The sequence below is a fragment of the Catenuloplanes indicus genome, assembly GCF_030813715.1.
In the GTDB taxonomy this organism is placed as follows: domain Bacteria; phylum Actinomycetota; class Actinomycetes; order Mycobacteriales; family Micromonosporaceae; genus Catenuloplanes; species Catenuloplanes indicus.
Map to the genome: position 1 here is coordinate 9,112,704 of NZ_JAUSUZ010000001.1, position 17,146 is coordinate 9,129,849.

Here is a 17,146-nt window from a genome sequence, read left to right on the forward strand (position 1 = left end):
TTCCCACTTCCGGCGTGGCCGCTGTGATGTCCGTACCGCCGGGTTCTGGATCCGGCCCCGGAGGCGCGCGAGCGGGACGGGTAGGGTGCGGGGTGGCACGAACTGTTGCGAGGTGCCCGGCCGGAGGCGGCCGGGAGAATCGGGAAGCCGGTGTGAATCCGGCACGGGCCCGCCGCGGTGACCGGGGAGCCGCCGCCCATGCGCGTACGCGCGGCCACTGGCCCTGACCGGCTGGGAAGGCGGGCGGTGAGGTGACGATCCGGGAGTCCGAAGACCGGCCTCGCGCCTGGTGACCCCGGCATGCCCGGGGCCGGACCGCAGCGGGAGCCTGCCGTGAACCATGACCTGTACGAGATCATCCACCGTCGCCGCGACGTGCGCGGCCAGTTCACCGGCGAGCCGGTGCCGGACGACGTGCTGGACCGGGTGCTCGACGCCGCGCACGCCGCACCGAGCGTGGGCCTGTCCCAGCCGTGGGATTTCGTGATCGTCCGCGGGCGCGCGGCGCGGGAGCAGTTCCACGCGCACGTACGCCGGGAGCGAGAGATCTTCGCGGCCACGCTGGACGGTGACGCGGCGGCCCGGTTCGCGCGCATCAAGATCGACGGAGTGCTGGAGTCGACGCTGTCCATCGTGGTCACCTACGACCCGGACCGCGGCGGTCCCGCCGTGCTCGGGCGGCACGCGATCGCGGACGCCGGCCTCTACTCCGCCTGTCTCGCGGTGCAGAACCTGTGGCTGGCCGCGACCGCGGAACGGCTCGGCGTGGGCTGGGTGTCGTTCTACCGCGAGGAGTTCGTCCGCGATCTGCTCGGCATCCCGGCGACGATCCGGCCGATCGCGTGGCTGTGCATGGGGCCGGTCACGCACCTCGAGGAGACCCCGGACCTGGAACGCCACGGCTGGCGCCGACGCCGCCCACTGCACCTCGCCCGGCACGACGACCGCTGGGGCGGCCGGGACCGGCGATAGGCCGGCGGGTCACGGAACGTGGTGGCGGGTGCCGCGGCGGCGGATCAGTGGCGTGTGGCGCGCTCCGGGGACGGCGCCGTGTGCAGCGCGGACGCGGTCAGCAGGGAGAGCGCGAACACGCCGATCAGGCGGGCGCCCGTGGTGTGCACCAGGAAGGCGCCCGGCAGCTGGGAGATCAGCACCGTGCCGGCCACGGCCACCAGCGCGGCGGCACCCCAGAACCGGCCCCGCCGCGTCGCCACGGCCGGTGGATCGCCGTGCCAGGCGCGCAGCAGCCGGCGTCGTCCGATGTGGACCGCCAGCAGCAGCGAGGCGATCGCGCCGCCGACCGTCGAGGCCAGATCGGCGACCGGCGCGTGCTCGGTGACCGCGTCCCAGACCTGGTGGGACGCGGCACCGAGCAGCGCCGACAGCACGGTCACCAGGAACGCCGGGCGGCTCGCGCCCAGCACGCCGTAGTCGCGCGGCGCCAGCCACACCGGCCGCGCGGGCAGGTGCGCGGCGACGACCGGCGCGGCCCGGCGCACCAGGATCGCGCACGCCAGCGTGACCGGCAGGCAGAACAGCGGAAGGCCGGCCGGCCCGTGCGCCAGCTGGTAGAGCGCGATACCGCGGACCGACTCCAGGACGGTGCCGTCCAGCGCGTACGCCAGGTCCGGCGACGCCGACCCGATCACCAGCGCCACCCCGTCGAACCAGCGTGGCCGCCACAATTTGAGCGGGAGCGGTAACGCGGCGTGCGAGGGGAACGTCAGCGGCATGCCCGCACCCTAGCGATGGATGAGGTCAGCGGGCGTGGCGGCGGTGCAGGCCGGCGAGCCGGCCGAGCGTGTCGGTCACGGTGCGGCGCTGCCGGTCGGTGAGCGCGGCCGCCGCGTCGGCGATGTCGTCCGCCAGTGGCCGCAGCTCGTCAACCAGCCGCTGCCGCGCGTACGGCGTGATCGCGACCGTCTGCCGGCGCCGGTCCGTGAGGTGCGGCCGCCGTTTCGCGAAGCCGCGCTGCTCCAGCCGGTCGACCAGCCCGGTCGCGGCACCGGACGTGACACCCAGCAGCCGGCCGAGTTCGACCGGACCCATCGGTTCGCCGGAGATCGAGAGGTGCTTGAGCGCGAGGTAGTCGCCCGCGGTCAGGCCCATGCGGCGGGCGACGGCCGCGTCGAGTTCGGCGGCGGCGACGGCGAGGTGGTGCACGGCCCACGCCAGATCGCCCGCGGCGGACGGATGCTCGGACATGCGGAAGAGCATACGATGGCTTAGAAACTAAGCTGTCCACAATGGGAGGTACCGGCGGGCGACCGCATCCGCTCACTGACGCTCGCCGCTGCGACCACCGCGTTCGTGGCCACGCCCACGCTCGGCGCGGTCTTCGGCAACGGCGAACGGACCCGCCGGTACGACACGGTGATCACCCCTCCGGCGTACGCCTTCTGGGGCTGGGCTCCGATCTTCGCCGGCATCGTCGCGTCGACCGGTGATCGCGGCGTTCGTGGCCGGTGCGGCGGGGTCCGGCGGTGGCCGGTGCGGTCGGGCCTGGTCGTTCGGGCGGTGGCCGATGCGGTCGGGCCTGGCGGTTCCGGCGGCCGGTGCGGCTGGGTCCGGCGGTTCCGGTGGCCGGTGGTGACGCCGCCAGAGGAGTCCGGCCGCAAACAGGCCAGCCTCCTAGGATGCGGTAGGCGGTGTGCCGGACCCGCCGGTGACCGCAGCCGCACCAGCGGATCGTTCCGGGCCCCTTCGCGGCGTTACCGGCGGATCGTTCCAGGCGTTTCGCGGCGGCCCACCGGCGGATCACTCCGGGCGCTCCGCGACGGCTGCCAGCGGATCGCTCCGGGCGCTGCGCGGCCGGAATTTCGATACTTGGCAGGCGGTAAGACGAGAAGGGACGCGGAGCGCCGAGATTTGGTATTTGCCGATCGCGAAGGCGGCGCTCGTCCCGGCGGTGCCCGGGCGTCCGGGGCTCAGTGCAGCGCGGCGGCGGGCTGGGAGTCGGCGACGGTACGGGCGGCGCGGACGAAGGCGGCGACCGCCGGGGAGCGGGACGAGGCCGGCCAGACGACGGAGAGCGACACCGGTTCCAGATCCGGTACCGGCCGGTATGCGATGCCCGGCCGGGGGAAGCGCCGCGCCACCCACTCGGGCAGGAACCAGACCGCGCTGCCCACCTCGACCAGGCTGAAGATCTGCGAGAGGTCGCGCAGCCGGGGTGCGGCCGGCGGCGCGACCCGGCCCTGCTCGGCCGGTGAGCCGTAGGGAAGCCGGCGGCCGGCCAGGTCGGGCAGCCGGATGACCGTGCGCGCCGCCAGCGGGTCGGCCGCGGCCAGCGCGACCACGGTCGGGCCGGTCAGCAGCGGTTCGGCGTCCAGGCCACGGGCCTCGAACGCACCGGGCAGCAACGCCACGTCGGCTCGCCCGTCACGCAGCGCCCGCTCCTGGTCTCCCGGCCCGCCGAGCAACAGCTCCACCGGTGGCAGCGGTGCCCCGGGTGACGGCCCGGCCACGATGCCGGGTGACCGCTCGAACGGCACCCCCGCGCCGCGATCCGCGGTAGCTGGGCCGCCCGCGGCGTAGGCGTCCAGGATCGCCGGCAGCAGACCGCCGTCGAAGTCCGCCTTGAGTGCGAGCCGCAGTACCGGCCGCACGGCTCGCCGGGCGCGGTGTTCCGCGGTCGAGATCGCGTCCAGGGCGACTCGCGCGTCCGCCAGCAGCGTCTCGCCGGCCGGGGTGAGCGTCACCTGACGGGTGGTGCGCACCAGCAGCGGGACGCCCAGCTGCCGTTCCAGGTCGCGGATCGCGCGGGACAGCGGCGGCTGGGCCATGCCGAGCCGGGTGGCGGCGCGGCCGAAGTGCCGTTCCTCGGCCACGGCGACGAAGTATCTCAGCTGCCGGGTCTCCAGCCCACTCATACCAGCACGGTATCAATCCGGACGCAGACGGTCTTTCCGTACCGCCGGGGTGTGGGGTTTGACTGTGACACGTCGATACCGCACGGAGGAAGAGAAACGATGATCGTAGTTACCGCTCCCACCGGTCAGATCGGTGCGCACGTGGTGCGCGGGCTGCTCGACGCGGACGTGCCGGTCCGGGTGGTCGCGCGTGATCCGGCGCGGCTGGCGCCGGGAGTCGCCGCGCAGGCCGAGGTGGTGACCGGCTCGCACGGTGACCCGGACGTGATGGCCGCGGCCGTGGACGGTGCGGACACCGTGTTCTGGCTGGTGCCGCCGGATCCGGCCGCGGCGGGGGTGGATCAGGCCTTCGCCGGGTTCGCGCGGCCGGTGCTGGACGCGCTCGCCGGCCGGCGGGTGGTCGCGGTGTCCGCGCTCGGGCGCGGGACGCCGGTCGCGGCGCGGGCCGGGCGGGTGACCGCCACGCACGCGATGGACGACCTGATCGCCGGGACCGCCGCGGCGTACCGTGCGCTGGTGACGTCGTCCTTCATGGACAATCTGCTGCGGCACGTCGGGCCGATCATCACGGACGGCGTGTTCTACGGCCCGCACCGGCCGGATCTGGCGATGCCGCACGTCGCCACGCGGGACGTCGCCGCGGCCGCGGTCCGGCTGCTGCGCGACCGCACGTGGACCGGGCGGGCCGAGGTGCCGGTGCTCGGCCCGGAGGATCTGACGTTCGACCGGATCGCGGAGATCGCGGGTGAGGTGCTGGGGCGGCCGGTCCGGTACCGGCAGGTGCCGGGGGACGCGTTCGTGGCGGCGATGATGCGGGCCGGGAACACCGAGCCGATGGCGCGGAGTCTGCTGGACATGGCACTGGCCAAGAACGACGGCCTGGACGCGGGCGTGGCGCGGACGCCGGGCACGACCGGGCCGACCACATTCCGGCAGTGGTGCCGGGAGGTGCTCCGGCCGGCGGCGGAGCGTAGTGCCGCGATCGCGGGTGGTGCCGGAGGAAGATAGCCGACAGCGGGGCTGGCCGAACGGCCGGTGACCTGGGGTTTTCCGGCGTGCGAGGGTACCGCTCGTGTCTGCACAGGAGGATCCCATGGACGAAGCCCTGACCGCGTACGCCGACGGCCACACCGACGGTCTGAACGGTGTGCGTGACGAGACCCGCGACGGCGACCCGGACTACCGTACCGGCCTGCACGACGGTCAGGTGGCCGCGTTCGAGCGTGATCTCCTGGCCGCGGTCCGCCGGGTGCTGGGCAAGTCCTAGAGCAGCGAGGCCGGGAGCGCGCGATCCGCTCCCGCTCCCGGGCCCCGCCGGCGCTCAGGCCGGTGTCCTCCACTCCGATGCCAGCACCGACCAGATCTCGATGTCGTACCGGGTGCCGCGCAGCGTGTACGCCTGGCGGAGCACGCCCTCGCGGGTCATGCCGAGGCGGCGGGCGACCGCGATGCTGGCGGTGTTGCCGGCCGACACCTGCCATTCGACGCGGTGCAGGCCGCGCTCGCGGATCGCCCAGTCGATGATCAGCGCGGTCGCCCGGGTGATCAGACCCCGGCCGGCCGCGGACGGCTCCAGCCAGGCACCGGCCTCGGCCGTACCGTTCGGCACGCTCATCGTCCGGAAGAGCACGCCGCCGACCAGCGTGCCGGCGGACCAGATGCCCCAGATGCGCCCGGTGTCGGCGGCGGCCTTCTCCGCGTACCCGGTCAGGAACGCCGTCGCGGTCTCCGGCGTGGTGATGGCGTCGGCCAGGCCGATGAACCGGCCGATGAACTCGCGGCCCCGGTCGATGTTGGCCAGCAGCTCGCCGGCCTGCCATGGCTCCAGCGGACGGAGGACCGCGTCGCCGGAGCCGATCGGTACCTCGAACATCAACGGTCGACCGCGTACTTCTCGATCTCGGCGAGCTCGTCGTCGGAGAACGCGAGGTTGCCGAGCGCGGCGATGTTCGTCTCCAGCTGGGTGGTGCTGGACGCGCCGATGATCAGGCTGGTCATCCGCGGGTCGCGCAGCGCCCAGGCGAGCGCGAGCTGGGCGAGGGACTGGCCGCGGCCGGACGCGATCTCGTTGAGCGCGCGGACCTTGCCCATGGTGTCCTCGGACAGGTCGCTCTCGTTCAGGAAGTGGCTGGTCGCGACGCGGGAGTCGGACGGCACGCCGGAGAGGTAACGGTCGGTGAGCAGGCCCTGCTGCAGCGGGCTGAACGCGATGCAGCCGGCGCCGGCGGTCTCCAGCGCGTCGAGCAGGCCGTCGCGCTCGATCCAGCGGTTGAGCATCGAGTACGACGGCTGGTGGATCAGCAGCGGGGTGCCGAGCGTGCGGAGGAGCTCGGCGGCGCGGGTGGTCTGCTCGGCCGTGTAGTTGGAGATGCCGACGTAGAGCGCCTTGCCGGAGCGGACGATCGCGTCCAGCGCGGCCATCGTCTCCTCGAGCGGCGTCTCCGGGTCGGGGCGGTGGTGGTAGAAGATGTCGACGTAGTCCACGCCGAGCCGGCGCAGCGACTGGTCCAGCGACGAGACGAGCTGCTTGCGCGAGCCCCACTCGCCGTACGGCCCGTCCCACATGTGGTAGCCGGCCTTGGAGGAGATGACGATCTCGTCCCGGTACGGCTTCAGGTCGGTGGCCAGCAGCCGGCCGAAGTTGGACTCGGCGGAGCCGGGCGGCGGGCCGTAGTTGTTGGCCAGGTCGAAGTGGGTGACGCCGAGGTCGAACGCCCGCCGGACGATCTCGCGCTGGGTCTCCAGCGGCCGGGTGTCACCGAAGTTGTGCCAGAGGCCGAGCGAGATCGCGGGCAGCTTCAGCCCACTGCGGCCGGATCGCCGGTAGGTCATGGTCTGGTAGCGGTCACGTGCGGGGTTGTACGTCGTCACGCCGGTGAGCCTAACCCCGCGGTACGACGGTCGGTCAGCAGCGCCGGATCGGGTACGTCCCGGTCGTACTGCAGGCAGGCGGCCATCGTGGTCCCGCCGTCTCCCACGGTGATCAGGTCCAGCGCGGGATCCGTGTCGTCACAGACCCTCATTCGGTACGCGCACCGCGCGCGGTAGGGGCACCCCGGCCCGCCGGAGGGCGCGGCCGCGGAGTCCCGGCCGCGGAACAGGTCGATCGTGTGCGGGTGGTGCGGTCCGGCCCACACGTCCTCGGCCCGGCCGTGTTCGACGATCCGCCCGCCGTAGAGCACCGCGACCTCGTCCGCCACGCCGCGCAGCGCGCCCGGGCCGGTGCAGGTGACCACGATCGCGAACCCGTACCGGTCACGCAGCCGGGCCAGCGCGGCCGCCGATCCGGCCGGGGCGTCGTCGATGACCAGTACGTCCGCGTGCCGCTGCCTGGGGGTGAGCACCGGGTCGGCCGTGTCCAGCACGCGGGGGGACGCGGCCGCCAGCCGTTCCGCCCGGCTGGGCCGGGGCGTGTCCGCCCGCAGCTCGATCTCGGGGCCGCCGTCCCGCGGCCGCAGCGTGAGCGTGCCGGTGTGCGCGACGTGGTCGCCGGTGAGCACGCGGGTGAGCGTGCTGCGGCCGCTGCCCGGCTCGCCGGCCACGCCGAGCACGGCACCGGCGGGCAGGTCGAACGAGACCTCGCACAGCGCGGGCCGGTCGCCGCCGAAGCCGGCCGTGACCTGCCGCACGCTGAGCACGAGCCCGGAACGTGCATCTCCGATGCTCAAACGCGCCCCCGAGCGTGTGGTTTTCCGCCTGTTTGCACCCGTTTCACCTGCGATAATGCTAAACGCGAGAAAATGGAAACATCCGGCCGGTTCCGCCGTCAACGGGTAGTCGTCGAGCAGTCGTCCGCAAGCGCCGAAGGGCCCGGACGGCCGCCGAGATCGGCCTGAAACATGATCACTGCTACCGTTGGCGGTGCCGGCATCATCCGTACGGGAGAGACTCGACTTCTCGGGCGCCGAAGGGGCAAATCCTCCCCGGAACCTCTCAGGCAAAAGGACCGTACGGGCAGGCGACTCTGAAGCACGGTTCCACCGTGCGACAGAGGGGGAGGTTGATTCTGTCGACCTCTTCGCCCGAGGAGCCGCATGACCGCCACTTTCGACCCCGATCTCTTCGCCTCGCGCCACATCGGCCCGAACGCGGCCGAGCAGCGCCGCATGGTCGAGACCATCGGGTACGGCTCCGTCGAGGAGCTGATGGACGTCGCGATCCCCGAGGTCATCCGCTGGCACGGCACGCTGGACCTGCCGGCCGCGGTCACCGAGGCGGAGGCGCTGGCCGAGCTGCGCGCGCTCGCCGCGCGCAACACGGTCGCCACCTCGATGATCGGCCTGGGGTACCACGGCACGCACACGCCCGGCGTGATCCTGCGCAACGTGCTGGAGAACCCGGCCTGGTACACCGCGTACACGCCGTACCAGCCGGAGATCTCCCAGGGCCGCCTCGAGGCGCTGCTCAACTTCCAGACCATGGTCGCCGACCTGACCGGCCTGACCACGGCGAACGCGTCGATGCTGGACGAGGCCACCGCGGTCGCCGAGGCGATGACGCTCGCCCGCCGCTCCTCCAGGAGCAAGTCCAGCGTGTACGTGGTGGACGCGGAGACGCTGCCGCAGTCGCTGAACGTGATCCTCACCCGGGCCGAGCCGCTCGGCATCGAGGTGCGCGTCGTGGACCTGACCGCGGAGGAGCTGCCGGCCGAGTTCTTCGGCCTGCACCTGCAGTACCCGGGCGCGTCCGGCGTGATCCGGGACGACGCCGCGCTGATCGAGACCGCGCACGCGCGCGGCGCGCTGGTCACGGTCGCGGCCGACCTGCTGGCGCTGACGCTGCTGCGCTCGCCCGGTGAGATCGGCGCGGACATCGCGGCCGGCACCACCCAGCGCTTCGGCGTGCCGATGGGCTTCGGTGGCCCGCACGCCGGTTACCTCGCGGTCCGGTCCGGCCTGGAGCGCTCGCTGCCCGGGCGGCTGGTCGGCGTGTCCAAGGACGCGGACGGCGCCCCGGCGTACCGGCTGGCGCTGCAGACGCGTGAGCAGCACATCCGCCGGGAGAAGGCGACCAGCAACATCTGCACCGCGCAGGTGCTGCTCGCGGTGATGGCCAGTATGTACGCGGTCTACCACGGCCCGGCCGGGCTGCAGTCGATCGCGCGCCGGGTGCACCTGCGCGCGTCGCAGCTGGCCACGGCGCTGCGCGAGATCGACGGCGTCGAGGTCGTGCACGAGGACTTCTTCGACACGCTGCTCGTCCGCGTACCCGCGAAGGCCGTGGACATCGCTCTTGCCGCCGAGAGGTCCGGCATCAACCTGCGCCGGGTGGACGCCGACCACCTCGGCATCGCGTGCGACGAGACCACGACCGTGGCGCACCTCGAGGCCGTCGTCGCGGCGTTCGGCGGGACCGGCATCCCGGACGGGGCCGCCGCCGCGTTCCCGGAGGCACTTGTCCGGACGTCGGAGTACCTCACGCACCCGGTGTTCTCCAGCCACCACTCCGAGACCGCGATGCTGCGCTACCTGCGCCGCCTGTCGGACATGGACTACGCGCTGGACCGCGGCATGATCCCGCTCGGCTCCTGCACCATGAAGCTGAACGCGACCGCGGAGATGGAGGCGATCACCTGGCCGGAGTTCTCCCAGCTGCACCCGTTCGCCCCGGCCGCGCAGGCCGCCGGCTACGAGCAGCTGATCGGCCAGCTGGAGGGCTGGCTGGCCGAGGTCACCGGCTACGACAAGGTCAGCGTGCAGCCGAACGCCGGCTCTCAGGGTGAGCTGGCCGGCCTGCTCGCGATCCGCGGCTATCACCTGGCCAACGGCGACGCGCGGCGTACGGTCTGCCTGATCCCGTCGTCCGCGCACGGCACCAACGCGGCCTCCGCGGTGATGGCCGGCATGAAGGTCGTCGTGGTCGCGTCCCAGGACGACGGCACGGTCGACCTGGCCGACCTGGACCGCAAGATCGAGCAGCACCGGGACTCGCTCGCCGCGATCATGGTGACCTACCCGTCCACCCACGGCGTCTACGAGACCGGCATCGCCGCGCTCTGCGCCAAGGTGCACGAGGCCGGCGGCCAGGTGTACGTGGACGGCGCGAACCTGAACGCGCTGGTCGGCTTCGCCAAGCCGGGCAAGTTCGGCGCGGACGTGTCGCACCTGAACCTGCACAAGACGTTCTGCATCCCGCACGGCGGCGGCGGTCCCGGCGTCGGCCCGGTCGCGGTCCGCGAGCACCTGGCGCCGTACCTGCCGGGTGACCCGCTGGTGCCGGCCGCGGAGGGCGCGGTCGGCGCGGTGTCCGCCGCGAACCACGGCTCCGCCGGGATCCTGCCGATCCCGTGGGCGTACCTGCGGATGATGGGCCCGGACGGGCTGGTCGCCGCGACCGGCGCCGCCGTGCTCGCCGCGAACTACGTGGCCGCCCGGCTGCGCAACCACTACCCGGTGCTGTACGCGGGCAACAAGGGCCTGGTCGCGCACGAGTGCATCCTGGACCTGCGCCCGCTCACCAAGGCGACCGGCGTGACCGTGGACGACGTGGCCAAGCGCTTGATCGACTACGGCTTCCACGCGCCCACCATGTCGTTCCCGGTGGCCGGCACGCTGATGGTGGAGCCGACCGAGTCCGAGGACCTGGCCGAGCTGGACCGGTTCTGCGACGCGATGATCGCCATCCGGGAGGAGATCGCCCGGGTCGAGGCGGGGGAGTGGCCGCTGGCGGACAGCCCGCTGTCGAACGCGCCGCACACCGCCGCGTCCGTCTCCGCGGACGAGTGGGCGCACGCCTACCCGCGCTCCGTGGCCGCGTTCCCGCCCGGCGTGGACCGGGCCGCGAAGTACTGGCCGCCGGTCCGCCGCATCGACGGCGCGTTCGGTGACCGGAACCTGGTCTGCTCCTGCCCGGCGCCGGAGGCGTTCGAGGACTGACGGCCGCCGGAGGCGTCCGAGGACTGACGGCCGCCGGAGGCGTTCGAGGACTGACGGCGGATGCGCGAAAGCCGGGCAGCGCGCTGCCCGGCTTTTCGCGGTGGTGGTCTCCGGGCGCCGGTCCGGGGGGCCTCCGGTGGGAGGCAGCACGCGCCGGACCGGCCGTCGCAGACGACCGATCGGTTACGGAGAGGAAGCTCGACGCTGAGCCGCACCTGCACGGTGCGTGACGAGAAGTGACCCGGTGAGGTCACCGCCGGAGTGGCGTCGTTGACGTCCGGCTGAGTGGGATCAAGCCGCCAGGGCGTGCCGCGCGGGGCCGCGGTGGGGCTCGATGCAGCTGCCGTCCGGCAGCAGTTCGCCCGTGTCCTCGAAGACGATGACACCGTTGCAGAGCAGGCTCCAACCCTGCTCCGGGAAGGACGCGATCACCTTCGCGGCCTCCCGATCGGTGGCATCAGAGGTCGGACAGGGGCTTTGGTGCTGGCACATCGGGGTCTCCGGTCCGGGGTTTCTGTGGCATGTTTCACATGCCCGGTGATGCACATTACCAAGGCGGTAGCGCACCGCCGAGCGCGCGGCGCGCGAATGAACGTGAATCCTCCGTTCGGCTGATCTAGGTCCGCCCGGATGGATGGGATCGCTCCCACCCGGGGTGATCCCAGCGTTACGGAGATCGTCATCGCTGTCACGCTCCGAGTGTGACTCGCCCACGCCACACCTGCCACACCGATTGTCCGCCACCCGTCCGGTCACGCGGTGTCGCGTCGCTGCCCGGGTAAGGAGTCCGTTAGCCTGTCGGTCATGACGATGCGGCCCATCCGAGTGCTCGGCGACGCGGTCCTGCGCAGCCCCGCCGAGACCGTGACCACGTTCGACGCCGGTCTCCGCGAGCTGGTGACCGACCTGATGGACACGCTGCTCGGCAAGCCCGGCCGGGCCGGTGTGGCGGCGCCGCAGATCGGCGTGAGCGCGGCCGTGTTCGTCTACGACGACAGCGCCGGGCACCGCGGCCATGTCGTCAACCCGACCATCGAGCTCGGCGCGGAGACCGAGGAGGACGACGAGGGCTGCCTGTCCGTCCCGGGGCTGTACTTCCCGACCGTGCGCGCGCTCACCGCCACGGTGCGTGGCGTCGATCAGCACGGTGAGCCGCTGGTCATCGAGGGCGAGGGATACCTCGCCCGGATCCTGCAGCACGAGACCGACCACCTGGCCGGCCGGCTCTACGTCGACACGCTGCGCGGCGACGCGCGCCGGGCGGCGCTCCGCGAGATCCGCGCGGCCTCCTGGTCCCGGGCGTAGCCAACCGCCCACCACCGAGCGGGGCGGAAGGCTTGGCGGCCGGGAGCATCACTGGCCGAGGCCCTGTGCGTGTGCCCAGGCGCGCAGCGCGGCCTCGGCCTCGGCGCGCGACAGTGGACCACGTGCGGCGCGCACCTGCCGCAGCCGCCGGGTCGCCGCACCGACCAGCGGGCCGGGCGGGATGCCGAGCAATGCCATGATCTCCCGGCCGTCCAGATCCGGCGTGATCTCCGCCAGCGCCCGCTCCTCCTCGCGGCGGCGTGCCGCGCGCGCCGGCGCCTCGACGTGCGCGGGTGTCCGGCCGGCGCGTGCGTAGGCCACCCAGTCCGCCACGTCCCGCTCCATCCCGAGGCCGACCTCGTCGAACAGGTCCAGGGCCCGCCCCGGGTCGTGCGCGTAGGTACGGCCGCTCGGCCGCACGCCGAGCCGGGCCAGCGCCGCGTTGATCGGCCACCCCTCCCGCGGGCCGTCGAACCGGTCGTCGACGACCGGCCCCCAGGCAAGCTTCCCGTCGCGCCACACCTCGGCGGACTGCTCTCCGTCCCCGCCGAAGAAGCCGGCCCGCACGAACGCCAGCGGCCCGTGCGCGGACCACCCGGCCAGCACCCGCTCCCACGCGGCGTCGCCGGTCCCGGCCGCACCGGTCAGCTCCTCGCGCAGCGCGTCGCCGGCCGGTACCAGCGCCATCCCGTGCCGCAGCTCCGCGACCACCCCGTGGCGCGATCCGGTCACCCGTTCCCGGAGCAGCGCCGCCTCGGCGACGACCGCAGCCAGCTGATACACCCGGACCCCCGATTCTCGGCAACCGGCCCATGATGGCACCGGCACGCCCGGATCCCGGCACGGGACGCCGCGGCGGCCGGCCCGGCGGTACTGTCGCGTCGACGGCCACCCGCCGACGGAGGCCGCGACATGACCGAGGCACAGCCCGACACGACCACGGTGAGCAGCGCCCGGGTGTGGAACCACCTGCTCGGCGGCACGGACGACTTCCCGGTCGACCGGACCGTCGGCGACCGGATCCGCCAGGCGTGCCGGACATCGTGGTTCTCGCCCGCGAGCAGCGCAGGTTCCTGGTCCGTGCGGTCACCTACCTGGCCGGGGACGCGGCGGGTGCGCCAGGTTCTGGACATCGGCGCCGGCCTGCCCACCGCGAACAACACGCACGAGATCGCCCGGCGGATCGCGCCCGCGACCACGGCGCCGCCCGCGCGGTCGTCGCCCGGCTGACGGCCGGCCCGCCGCCCGGCAGCTACCTCACGGTCTCCGACGTCGTCGACACCAGCCCGGGCATCATCGCCGCGGTCACGGCCGCGAACCAGGCCGCCACCCGAACCACCTGCGTACGCCAGAGCAGGTCGCCGGCTACTTCGACGGCCTCGACCTCGTCCCGCCGGGTGCGGTGCCGATCCCGCGGTGGCGCCCGGAACCGGGCGCGAACCCACCGCCGATGGACGGCCGCTGCGGCCTGGGCCGCAAGCCCTAGACGATCAGGCCACCGGTCGCGCGGATGTTCTGGCCGGTGATCCAGCCCGCGTCCGGGCCGGCCAGCCAGGCGACGACCGCGGCGACCTCGTCGGCGGTGCCGACCCGGCCGAGCGCGCCGAACGCCGCCGCGGTCGCCTCGATCCGTTCCCAGGGTGCGGTGGCGCGCAGCATGTCGGTGTCGGTCTGGCCGGGCGAGACCGTGTTGGCCGTGATGCCGCGCGGGCCGAGTTCGCGGGCGGCGACCGCGGTGATCTGCTCCAGCGCGGCCTTGCTGGCGCAGTAGAGCGCGAGCCCGGGGCCGGCCACCACGGTGTTCAGCGTGGACAGGTTGACGATTCGGCCGTGGTCGCGCATCAGCGTGGCCGCCTCCCGGATCGCCAGCAGCGGGAACCGCGTGTTGATCGCCATCACCCGGTCGAAGTCGTCACCGGTCAGCTCCGCCAGCGGGATGCTCGGCGCGATCGCGGCGTTGTTGACCAGGATGTCCAGCCCGCACGCGCGGACCGGCGCGAACATCGCGTCCAGCGCGCCCGGATCGGCCTGGTCGGCCCGGACCGCCAGCACGCCGTCCCGCCGGAGATCGACGGCGTCGCGGCGGTACGTGTAGACGACGCGCGCGCCGAGCGCGGACAGCCGGTGCACGATCGCCCGGCCGATGCCCCGCGAGCCGCCGGTCACCAGCGCGGTCTTTCCGTGGAGGGTCATGGTTCCGGACGCTATCGGCGTACCGGCGCGGCGTCTTGAAGAATCGCGCGCAGCGCGCCGGGCGTGAGGCCGGCCAACGCCCCCGACTCGCGGGTCAGGTGTGGCTGGTCGGCGTAGCCGGCCCGGGCCGCGACCGCGGCGGGCGGCAGACCGCGGGTGAGCATGCCGACCGCGCGCTGGAAGCGGGCTGTCCGGGCGATCCGGGCGGGCGACTGGCCGAGCCGGTGACGGCAGGCCAGCTCCAGGCGGCGGCGGCCGACGCCGAGCGTGGCGGCGACGTCCGCGGGCCGCGCGCCGTCGCGGTGCAGCAGCCGCCACGCCGCGTCCGCGAGCACGTCCGCCGGCGACCCGCGGTCCCGGCCGGTGCGCGCGATCAGCAGCGCGTCCAGCGTGGCGCGGCGCGCGTCCCAGGACGGCGACGCGGCCAGCCGGTCCACCAGTTCCGCGGCGCGGCTCCCGCACGCCACCACACCGTCCAGAAGATCGGCCGAGGGTACGCCGAGGAACTCCGACACGCCGCGCGGCGTGAGCGCGACCAGCACTCCGTGCCCCCACGGGTGCCCGGCGCAGACGCCACCGGCGGATCGCGGCCCGGTCAGCACGGCGGTGCCGGCCTCCACGTCCACGACGAGCGCGGTGACGGCCAGCGCCAGCAGCCGGTGCGCGACCGGCCGGGCGCCGGGCCGGCCGAAACCGGCGTACCCGGCGACCAGCCCGCGCAGCGCCGGGTGCGGCGCGGCGACGCGGGGCGCGCACGCGCGCGCGTCGCCGTGCACCGGCACCGAGTGAACCGCCACGGTGCCGAGTGTGCCGGGGTCAGATCCAGCCGTCCATCGCGGACAGGAACTCGCCGACGCGGCCGTACCAGACGGTGTGGCCGGCGCCCGGGACGGTGCGGACCGTGATCCCGGCGCCGGTGAGCCGCGCGACCGCGGCGTCGTCCGGTACGTACTCGCTCGGATCCGCCCTGATCAGCAGCGACGGCACGGACGCGGCCGGCGCCAGGTCCCGGCCCACCGCGGACGCCAGCAGCTTCGCGGTGGAGGTGGTGTCCCAGCGCATCGCGGCCTCGATCTCGTTGAGCATGTCCCGCTCCGGCCACCACGGCCGGTCGCGCTGCAGCGTCTCGCGGTTACGGGCCGCCTTGCGCTTGTCCAGGTACGCGATCGCGGCCGCCAGGCCGTGCCCGCCGTCGTCCAGCCGCTGCGGCGGATCGACGTAGACCGCACGTGCCGGGCGCAGCTCGTCCACGGCCGCGGCCAGCACCACGCCGCCGAGCGAGTGCCCGACCGCCAGCTCCGGCGCGGCCGGCACGGTACGCAGCAGCAGGTCCACGACGTCCCGCAGGGTCAGGTCGCCGTCCGGAGCGGGGGAGTGACCGTGCCCGGGAAGGTCCGGCGCGATCACCCGGTAGCCCTTCTCGGCCAGCGCCGGCCCGACCTCGTGCCAGCTGCGCGAATCGGTGATCATGCCGTGGATCAGCACCGCCACGCGGTTCCCGGATCCCCATTCCCTCGTCTCAAGGATCTTCTGCACCCCGGAATATTACCGGCGGGTACGCTGCCGTCGCGCGGACGTGGCTCACATCGGCGAAGATCAGCGCGTGCTGTGGACGCCGAACTTCGCCCGATACTTCGTGGCCCGCTCCGTCTCCGTCCTCGGCGACGCCATGCTGCTGGTCGCGTCCGCGCTGGCCATCGGCGGCATCCACGGCGCCACCGGGATCGGCGTGGTGCTGGCCGCCTGGATGGTGCCGTTCCTCGGCTTCATCCTGTTCGGCGGCGTGATCGCGGACCGGATCGGTGCACGCCCGCTGATGCTCGGCGCTGACCTGGTCCGGCTGGCCGCCCAGGGCACGGTCGCGGCCGTGTTCCTCACCGGCGTACCGTCGCTGGGGCTCCTGATCGTCTGTTCCGCCGTGAGCGGCGCCGCCACCGCGATGTACCAGCCCGGCGTGAACGGCATCATCCCGCTGGTCACCGACGACCCGCAGCGCGCCAACGCCACCATCCGGGTCGCGAACGCGATCGCGGAACTGCTCGGCCCCGCCGCCGCGGGCATCCTGTTCGGCTTCGCCGGTGCCGGCGTCGTCTACACGGTCGACGCCGCCACGTTCGCGATCAGCGCGCTCTGCCTGGCGTTCGTCCGGGTCGGCCCGGTCCCACGCACCGAACGCTCGTCGATGGCCGCGGACCTGGCCGCCGGCTGGCACGAGTTCCGCTCCCGGACCTGGCTGTGGGGCGTCATCCTGGTCTGGGTCGCGTTCGGCGTGTTCCTGTTCGGCCCGCTGCTGCCGCTCGGCGCGGTCCTGATCAGCGGCACGCTCGGCCCGGCCGCGTACGGCTGGACGCAGTCCGCGGTCGGCGCCGGCACCATCCTCGGCGGCCTGGCCGCGCTCCGCCTCCGCCCGTCCCGCCCGCTCGCGGCCGGCGCGGTCGCGATGACCGGCTACGTGCTGCTGCCCCTGGCGATCGCGCTGCACGCCACCCTGCCGATGCTGCTGGCCGCCGCTGCGGTCAACGGCGCCGCCTGGGCGTTCTGGTCGGTGATGTGGCAGACCAGCGTCCAGACCCAGGTCCCGCCGCGGATGCTGAACCGGCTGACCGCCTACGAGGTCCTCGGCTCCGACGGCAGCCTCCCCATCGGCCAGTCCTTGGCCGGGCCGGTGTCGTCCTTGATCGGCGAGGAACGCGTGCTGGCCGTCTCGGCCACGGCCGGCCTGTTGGGCTGCGCCGCCCTGCTGCTGACTCCCGCCGTCCGCAACCTGCGCCGCGCCCCCGACGCGGCCACCGTGCCGTCGTGAACGAGGAGACCGTGTCGCCGATACCGTCAAGATCCTTTCATGCGTCAGCGCCTTTCCGCGCGGGCGGAAAGGGCGCTGACGCATGAAAGGATCTCGCA

The 17,146-nt window shown here is 73.7% G+C and carries 19 protein-coding genes and 2 riboswitches; of the genes, 8 read left to right on the top strand and 11 right to left on the bottom strand.

The annotated features are described in order from the left end of the window. Nucleotides 1-93: 93 nt before the first annotated feature. A riboswitch (cobalamin riboswitch) is annotated at nucleotides 94-297 on the top strand. 36 nt (nucleotides 298-333) lie between these two features. Further along, on the top strand, nucleotides 334-972 hold the full coding sequence (gene bluB, locus J2S42_RS40885) for a 5,6-dimethylbenzimidazole synthase (RefSeq protein ID WP_307248341.1): 639 nt from the start codon (nucleotides 334-336) through the stop codon (nucleotides 970-972). A 44-nt stretch (nucleotides 973-1,016) separates the two neighbouring features. Here bluB and J2S42_RS40890 read toward each other — a convergent pair whose 3' ends face one another. From J2S42_RS40890 to J2S42_RS40900, 3 genes are all read right to left on the bottom strand, one after another. After that, the gene (locus J2S42_RS40890) at nucleotides 1,017-1,733 is read right to left on the bottom strand and encodes a DUF4184 family protein (protein ID WP_307248343.1); all 717 of its coding nucleotides are present in this window, start codon (nucleotides 1,731-1,733) and stop codon (nucleotides 1,017-1,019) included. A gap of 25 nt (nucleotides 1,734-1,758) precedes the next feature. Then, the gene (locus tag J2S42_RS40895; RefSeq protein ID WP_307248345.1) at nucleotides 1,759-2,205 is read right to left on the bottom strand and encodes a MarR family winged helix-turn-helix transcriptional regulator; all 447 of its coding nucleotides are present in this window, start codon (nucleotides 2,203-2,205) and stop codon (nucleotides 1,759-1,761) included. Between the two features lie 722 nt (nucleotides 2,206-2,927). Continuing rightward, complete coding sequence (locus tag J2S42_RS40900) at nucleotides 2,928-3,872, bottom strand: LysR family transcriptional regulator (protein WP_307248347.1); 945 nt, start codon at nucleotides 3,870-3,872, stop codon at nucleotides 2,928-2,930. A gap of 99 nt (nucleotides 3,873-3,971) precedes the next feature. Here J2S42_RS40900 and J2S42_RS40905 point away from each other — a divergent pair, with 99 nt between their 5' ends. Both J2S42_RS40905 and J2S42_RS40910 read left to right on the top strand, forming a co-directional pair. Then, nucleotides 3,972-4,880, top strand: coding sequence for an NmrA family NAD(P)-binding protein (locus J2S42_RS40905; protein WP_307248349.1), 909 nt, complete (start codon nucleotides 3,972-3,974; stop codon nucleotides 4,878-4,880). A gap of 85 nt (nucleotides 4,881-4,965) precedes the next feature. Beyond that, entirely contained in the window at nucleotides 4,966-5,139 is a 174-nt protein-coding gene (locus J2S42_RS40910) for a hypothetical protein (RefSeq protein WP_307248351.1), read from the top strand. A 54-nt stretch (nucleotides 5,140-5,193) separates the two neighbouring features. On the opposite strand, the gene J2S42_RS40915 is transcribed toward J2S42_RS40910, so the two are convergent. Genes J2S42_RS40915 through J2S42_RS40925 form a run of 3 tightly spaced genes read right to left on the bottom strand, consistent with a single transcriptional unit; the run spans nucleotide 5,194 to nucleotide 7,510 of the window. Beyond that, nucleotides 5,194-5,745, bottom strand: coding sequence for a GNAT family N-acetyltransferase (locus J2S42_RS40915; RefSeq protein ID WP_307248353.1), 552 nt, complete (start codon nucleotides 5,743-5,745; stop codon nucleotides 5,194-5,196). Next, nucleotides 5,745-6,743, bottom strand: a complete 999-nt coding sequence (gene mgrA / locus J2S42_RS40920; RefSeq protein WP_307248355.1) for an L-glyceraldehyde 3-phosphate reductase — start codon at nucleotides 6,741-6,743, stop codon at nucleotides 5,745-5,747. The genes J2S42_RS40915 and mgrA overlap by 1 nt, the downstream gene beginning before the upstream one ends. Continuing rightward, nucleotides 6,740-7,510 (bottom strand): ATP-binding cassette domain-containing protein, encoded by a 771-nt coding sequence (locus tag J2S42_RS40925; RefSeq protein WP_307248357.1) that lies wholly within the window; start codon nucleotides 7,508-7,510, stop codon nucleotides 6,740-6,742. The genes mgrA and J2S42_RS40925 overlap by 4 nt, the downstream gene beginning before the upstream one ends. A 231-nt stretch (nucleotides 7,511-7,741) precedes the next feature. Further along, nucleotides 7,742-7,831, top strand: a riboswitch (glycine riboswitch). A gap of 75 nt (nucleotides 7,832-7,906) precedes the next feature. Between J2S42_RS40925 and gcvP the strand changes: the two genes are divergently transcribed. Further along, nucleotides 7,907-10,747 carry an aminomethyl-transferring glycine dehydrogenase gene (gene gcvP / locus J2S42_RS40930; RefSeq protein ID WP_307248360.1) on the top strand — a complete coding sequence of 947 codons (2,841 nt, stop codon included), beginning with the start codon at nucleotides 7,907-7,909 and terminating at the stop codon, nucleotides 10,745-10,747. A 291-nt stretch (nucleotides 10,748-11,038) separates the two neighbouring features. Here the strand turns inward: gcvP and J2S42_RS40935 are convergent, their stop codons facing one another. Continuing rightward, nucleotides 11,039-11,239 carry a DUF5999 family protein gene (locus J2S42_RS40935; RefSeq protein ID WP_033338317.1) on the bottom strand — a complete coding sequence of 67 codons (201 nt, stop codon included), beginning with the start codon at nucleotides 11,237-11,239 and terminating at the stop codon, nucleotides 11,039-11,041. Nucleotides 11,240-11,551: 312 nt separating this feature from the next. Here J2S42_RS40935 and J2S42_RS40940 point away from each other — a divergent pair, with 312 nt between their 5' ends. Beyond that, the gene (locus J2S42_RS40940; protein WP_307248364.1) at nucleotides 11,552-12,052 is read left to right on the top strand and encodes a peptide deformylase; all 501 of its coding nucleotides are present in this window, start codon (nucleotides 11,552-11,554) and stop codon (nucleotides 12,050-12,052) included. Between the two features lie 48 nt (nucleotides 12,053-12,100). Here the strand turns inward: J2S42_RS40940 and J2S42_RS40945 are convergent, their stop codons facing one another. After that, nucleotides 12,101-12,835 carry a hypothetical protein gene (locus J2S42_RS40945; protein WP_307248365.1) on the bottom strand — a complete coding sequence of 245 codons (735 nt, stop codon included), beginning with the start codon at nucleotides 12,833-12,835 and terminating at the stop codon, nucleotides 12,101-12,103. A 129-nt stretch (nucleotides 12,836-12,964) separates the two neighbouring features. On the opposite strand from J2S42_RS40945, the gene J2S42_RS40950 reads away from it, so the two are divergent. Both J2S42_RS40950 and J2S42_RS40955 read left to right on the top strand, forming a co-directional pair. Continuing rightward, nucleotides 12,965-13,282, top strand: a complete 318-nt coding sequence (locus J2S42_RS40950) for an SAM-dependent methyltransferase (protein ID WP_307248368.1) — start codon at nucleotides 12,965-12,967, stop codon at nucleotides 13,280-13,282. A gap of 109 nt (nucleotides 13,283-13,391) precedes the next feature. Then, nucleotides 13,392-13,538, top strand: a complete 147-nt coding sequence (locus J2S42_RS40955) for an SAM-dependent methyltransferase (protein ID WP_307249309.1) — start codon at nucleotides 13,392-13,394, stop codon at nucleotides 13,536-13,538. On the opposite strand, the gene J2S42_RS40960 is transcribed toward J2S42_RS40955, so the two are convergent. From J2S42_RS40960 to J2S42_RS40970, 3 genes are read right to left on the bottom strand one after another with little or no spacing between them, the layout of a single operon-like run. Further along, nucleotides 13,535-14,245, bottom strand: coding sequence for an SDR family NAD(P)-dependent oxidoreductase (locus J2S42_RS40960; protein WP_307248370.1), 711 nt, complete (start codon nucleotides 14,243-14,245; stop codon nucleotides 13,535-13,537). The genes J2S42_RS40955 and J2S42_RS40960 overlap by 4 nt on opposite strands. Before the next feature lie 11 nt (nucleotides 14,246-14,256). After that, nucleotides 14,257-15,042 (bottom strand): helix-turn-helix domain-containing protein, encoded by a 786-nt coding sequence (locus tag J2S42_RS40965; protein ID WP_307248373.1) that lies wholly within the window; start codon nucleotides 15,040-15,042, stop codon nucleotides 14,257-14,259. Nucleotides 15,043-15,061: 19 nt separating this feature from the next. Continuing rightward, nucleotides 15,062-15,781 (bottom strand): alpha/beta fold hydrolase, encoded by a 720-nt coding sequence (locus J2S42_RS40970; protein WP_307248375.1) that lies wholly within the window; start codon nucleotides 15,779-15,781, stop codon nucleotides 15,062-15,064. A 40-nt stretch (nucleotides 15,782-15,821) separates the two neighbouring features. Here J2S42_RS40970 and J2S42_RS40975 point away from each other — a divergent pair, with 40 nt between their 5' ends. Further along, nucleotides 15,822-17,048, top strand: coding sequence for an MFS transporter (locus tag J2S42_RS40975; RefSeq protein WP_307248379.1), 1,227 nt, complete (start codon nucleotides 15,822-15,824; stop codon nucleotides 17,046-17,048). Nucleotides 17,049-17,146 lie beyond the last annotated feature (98 nt).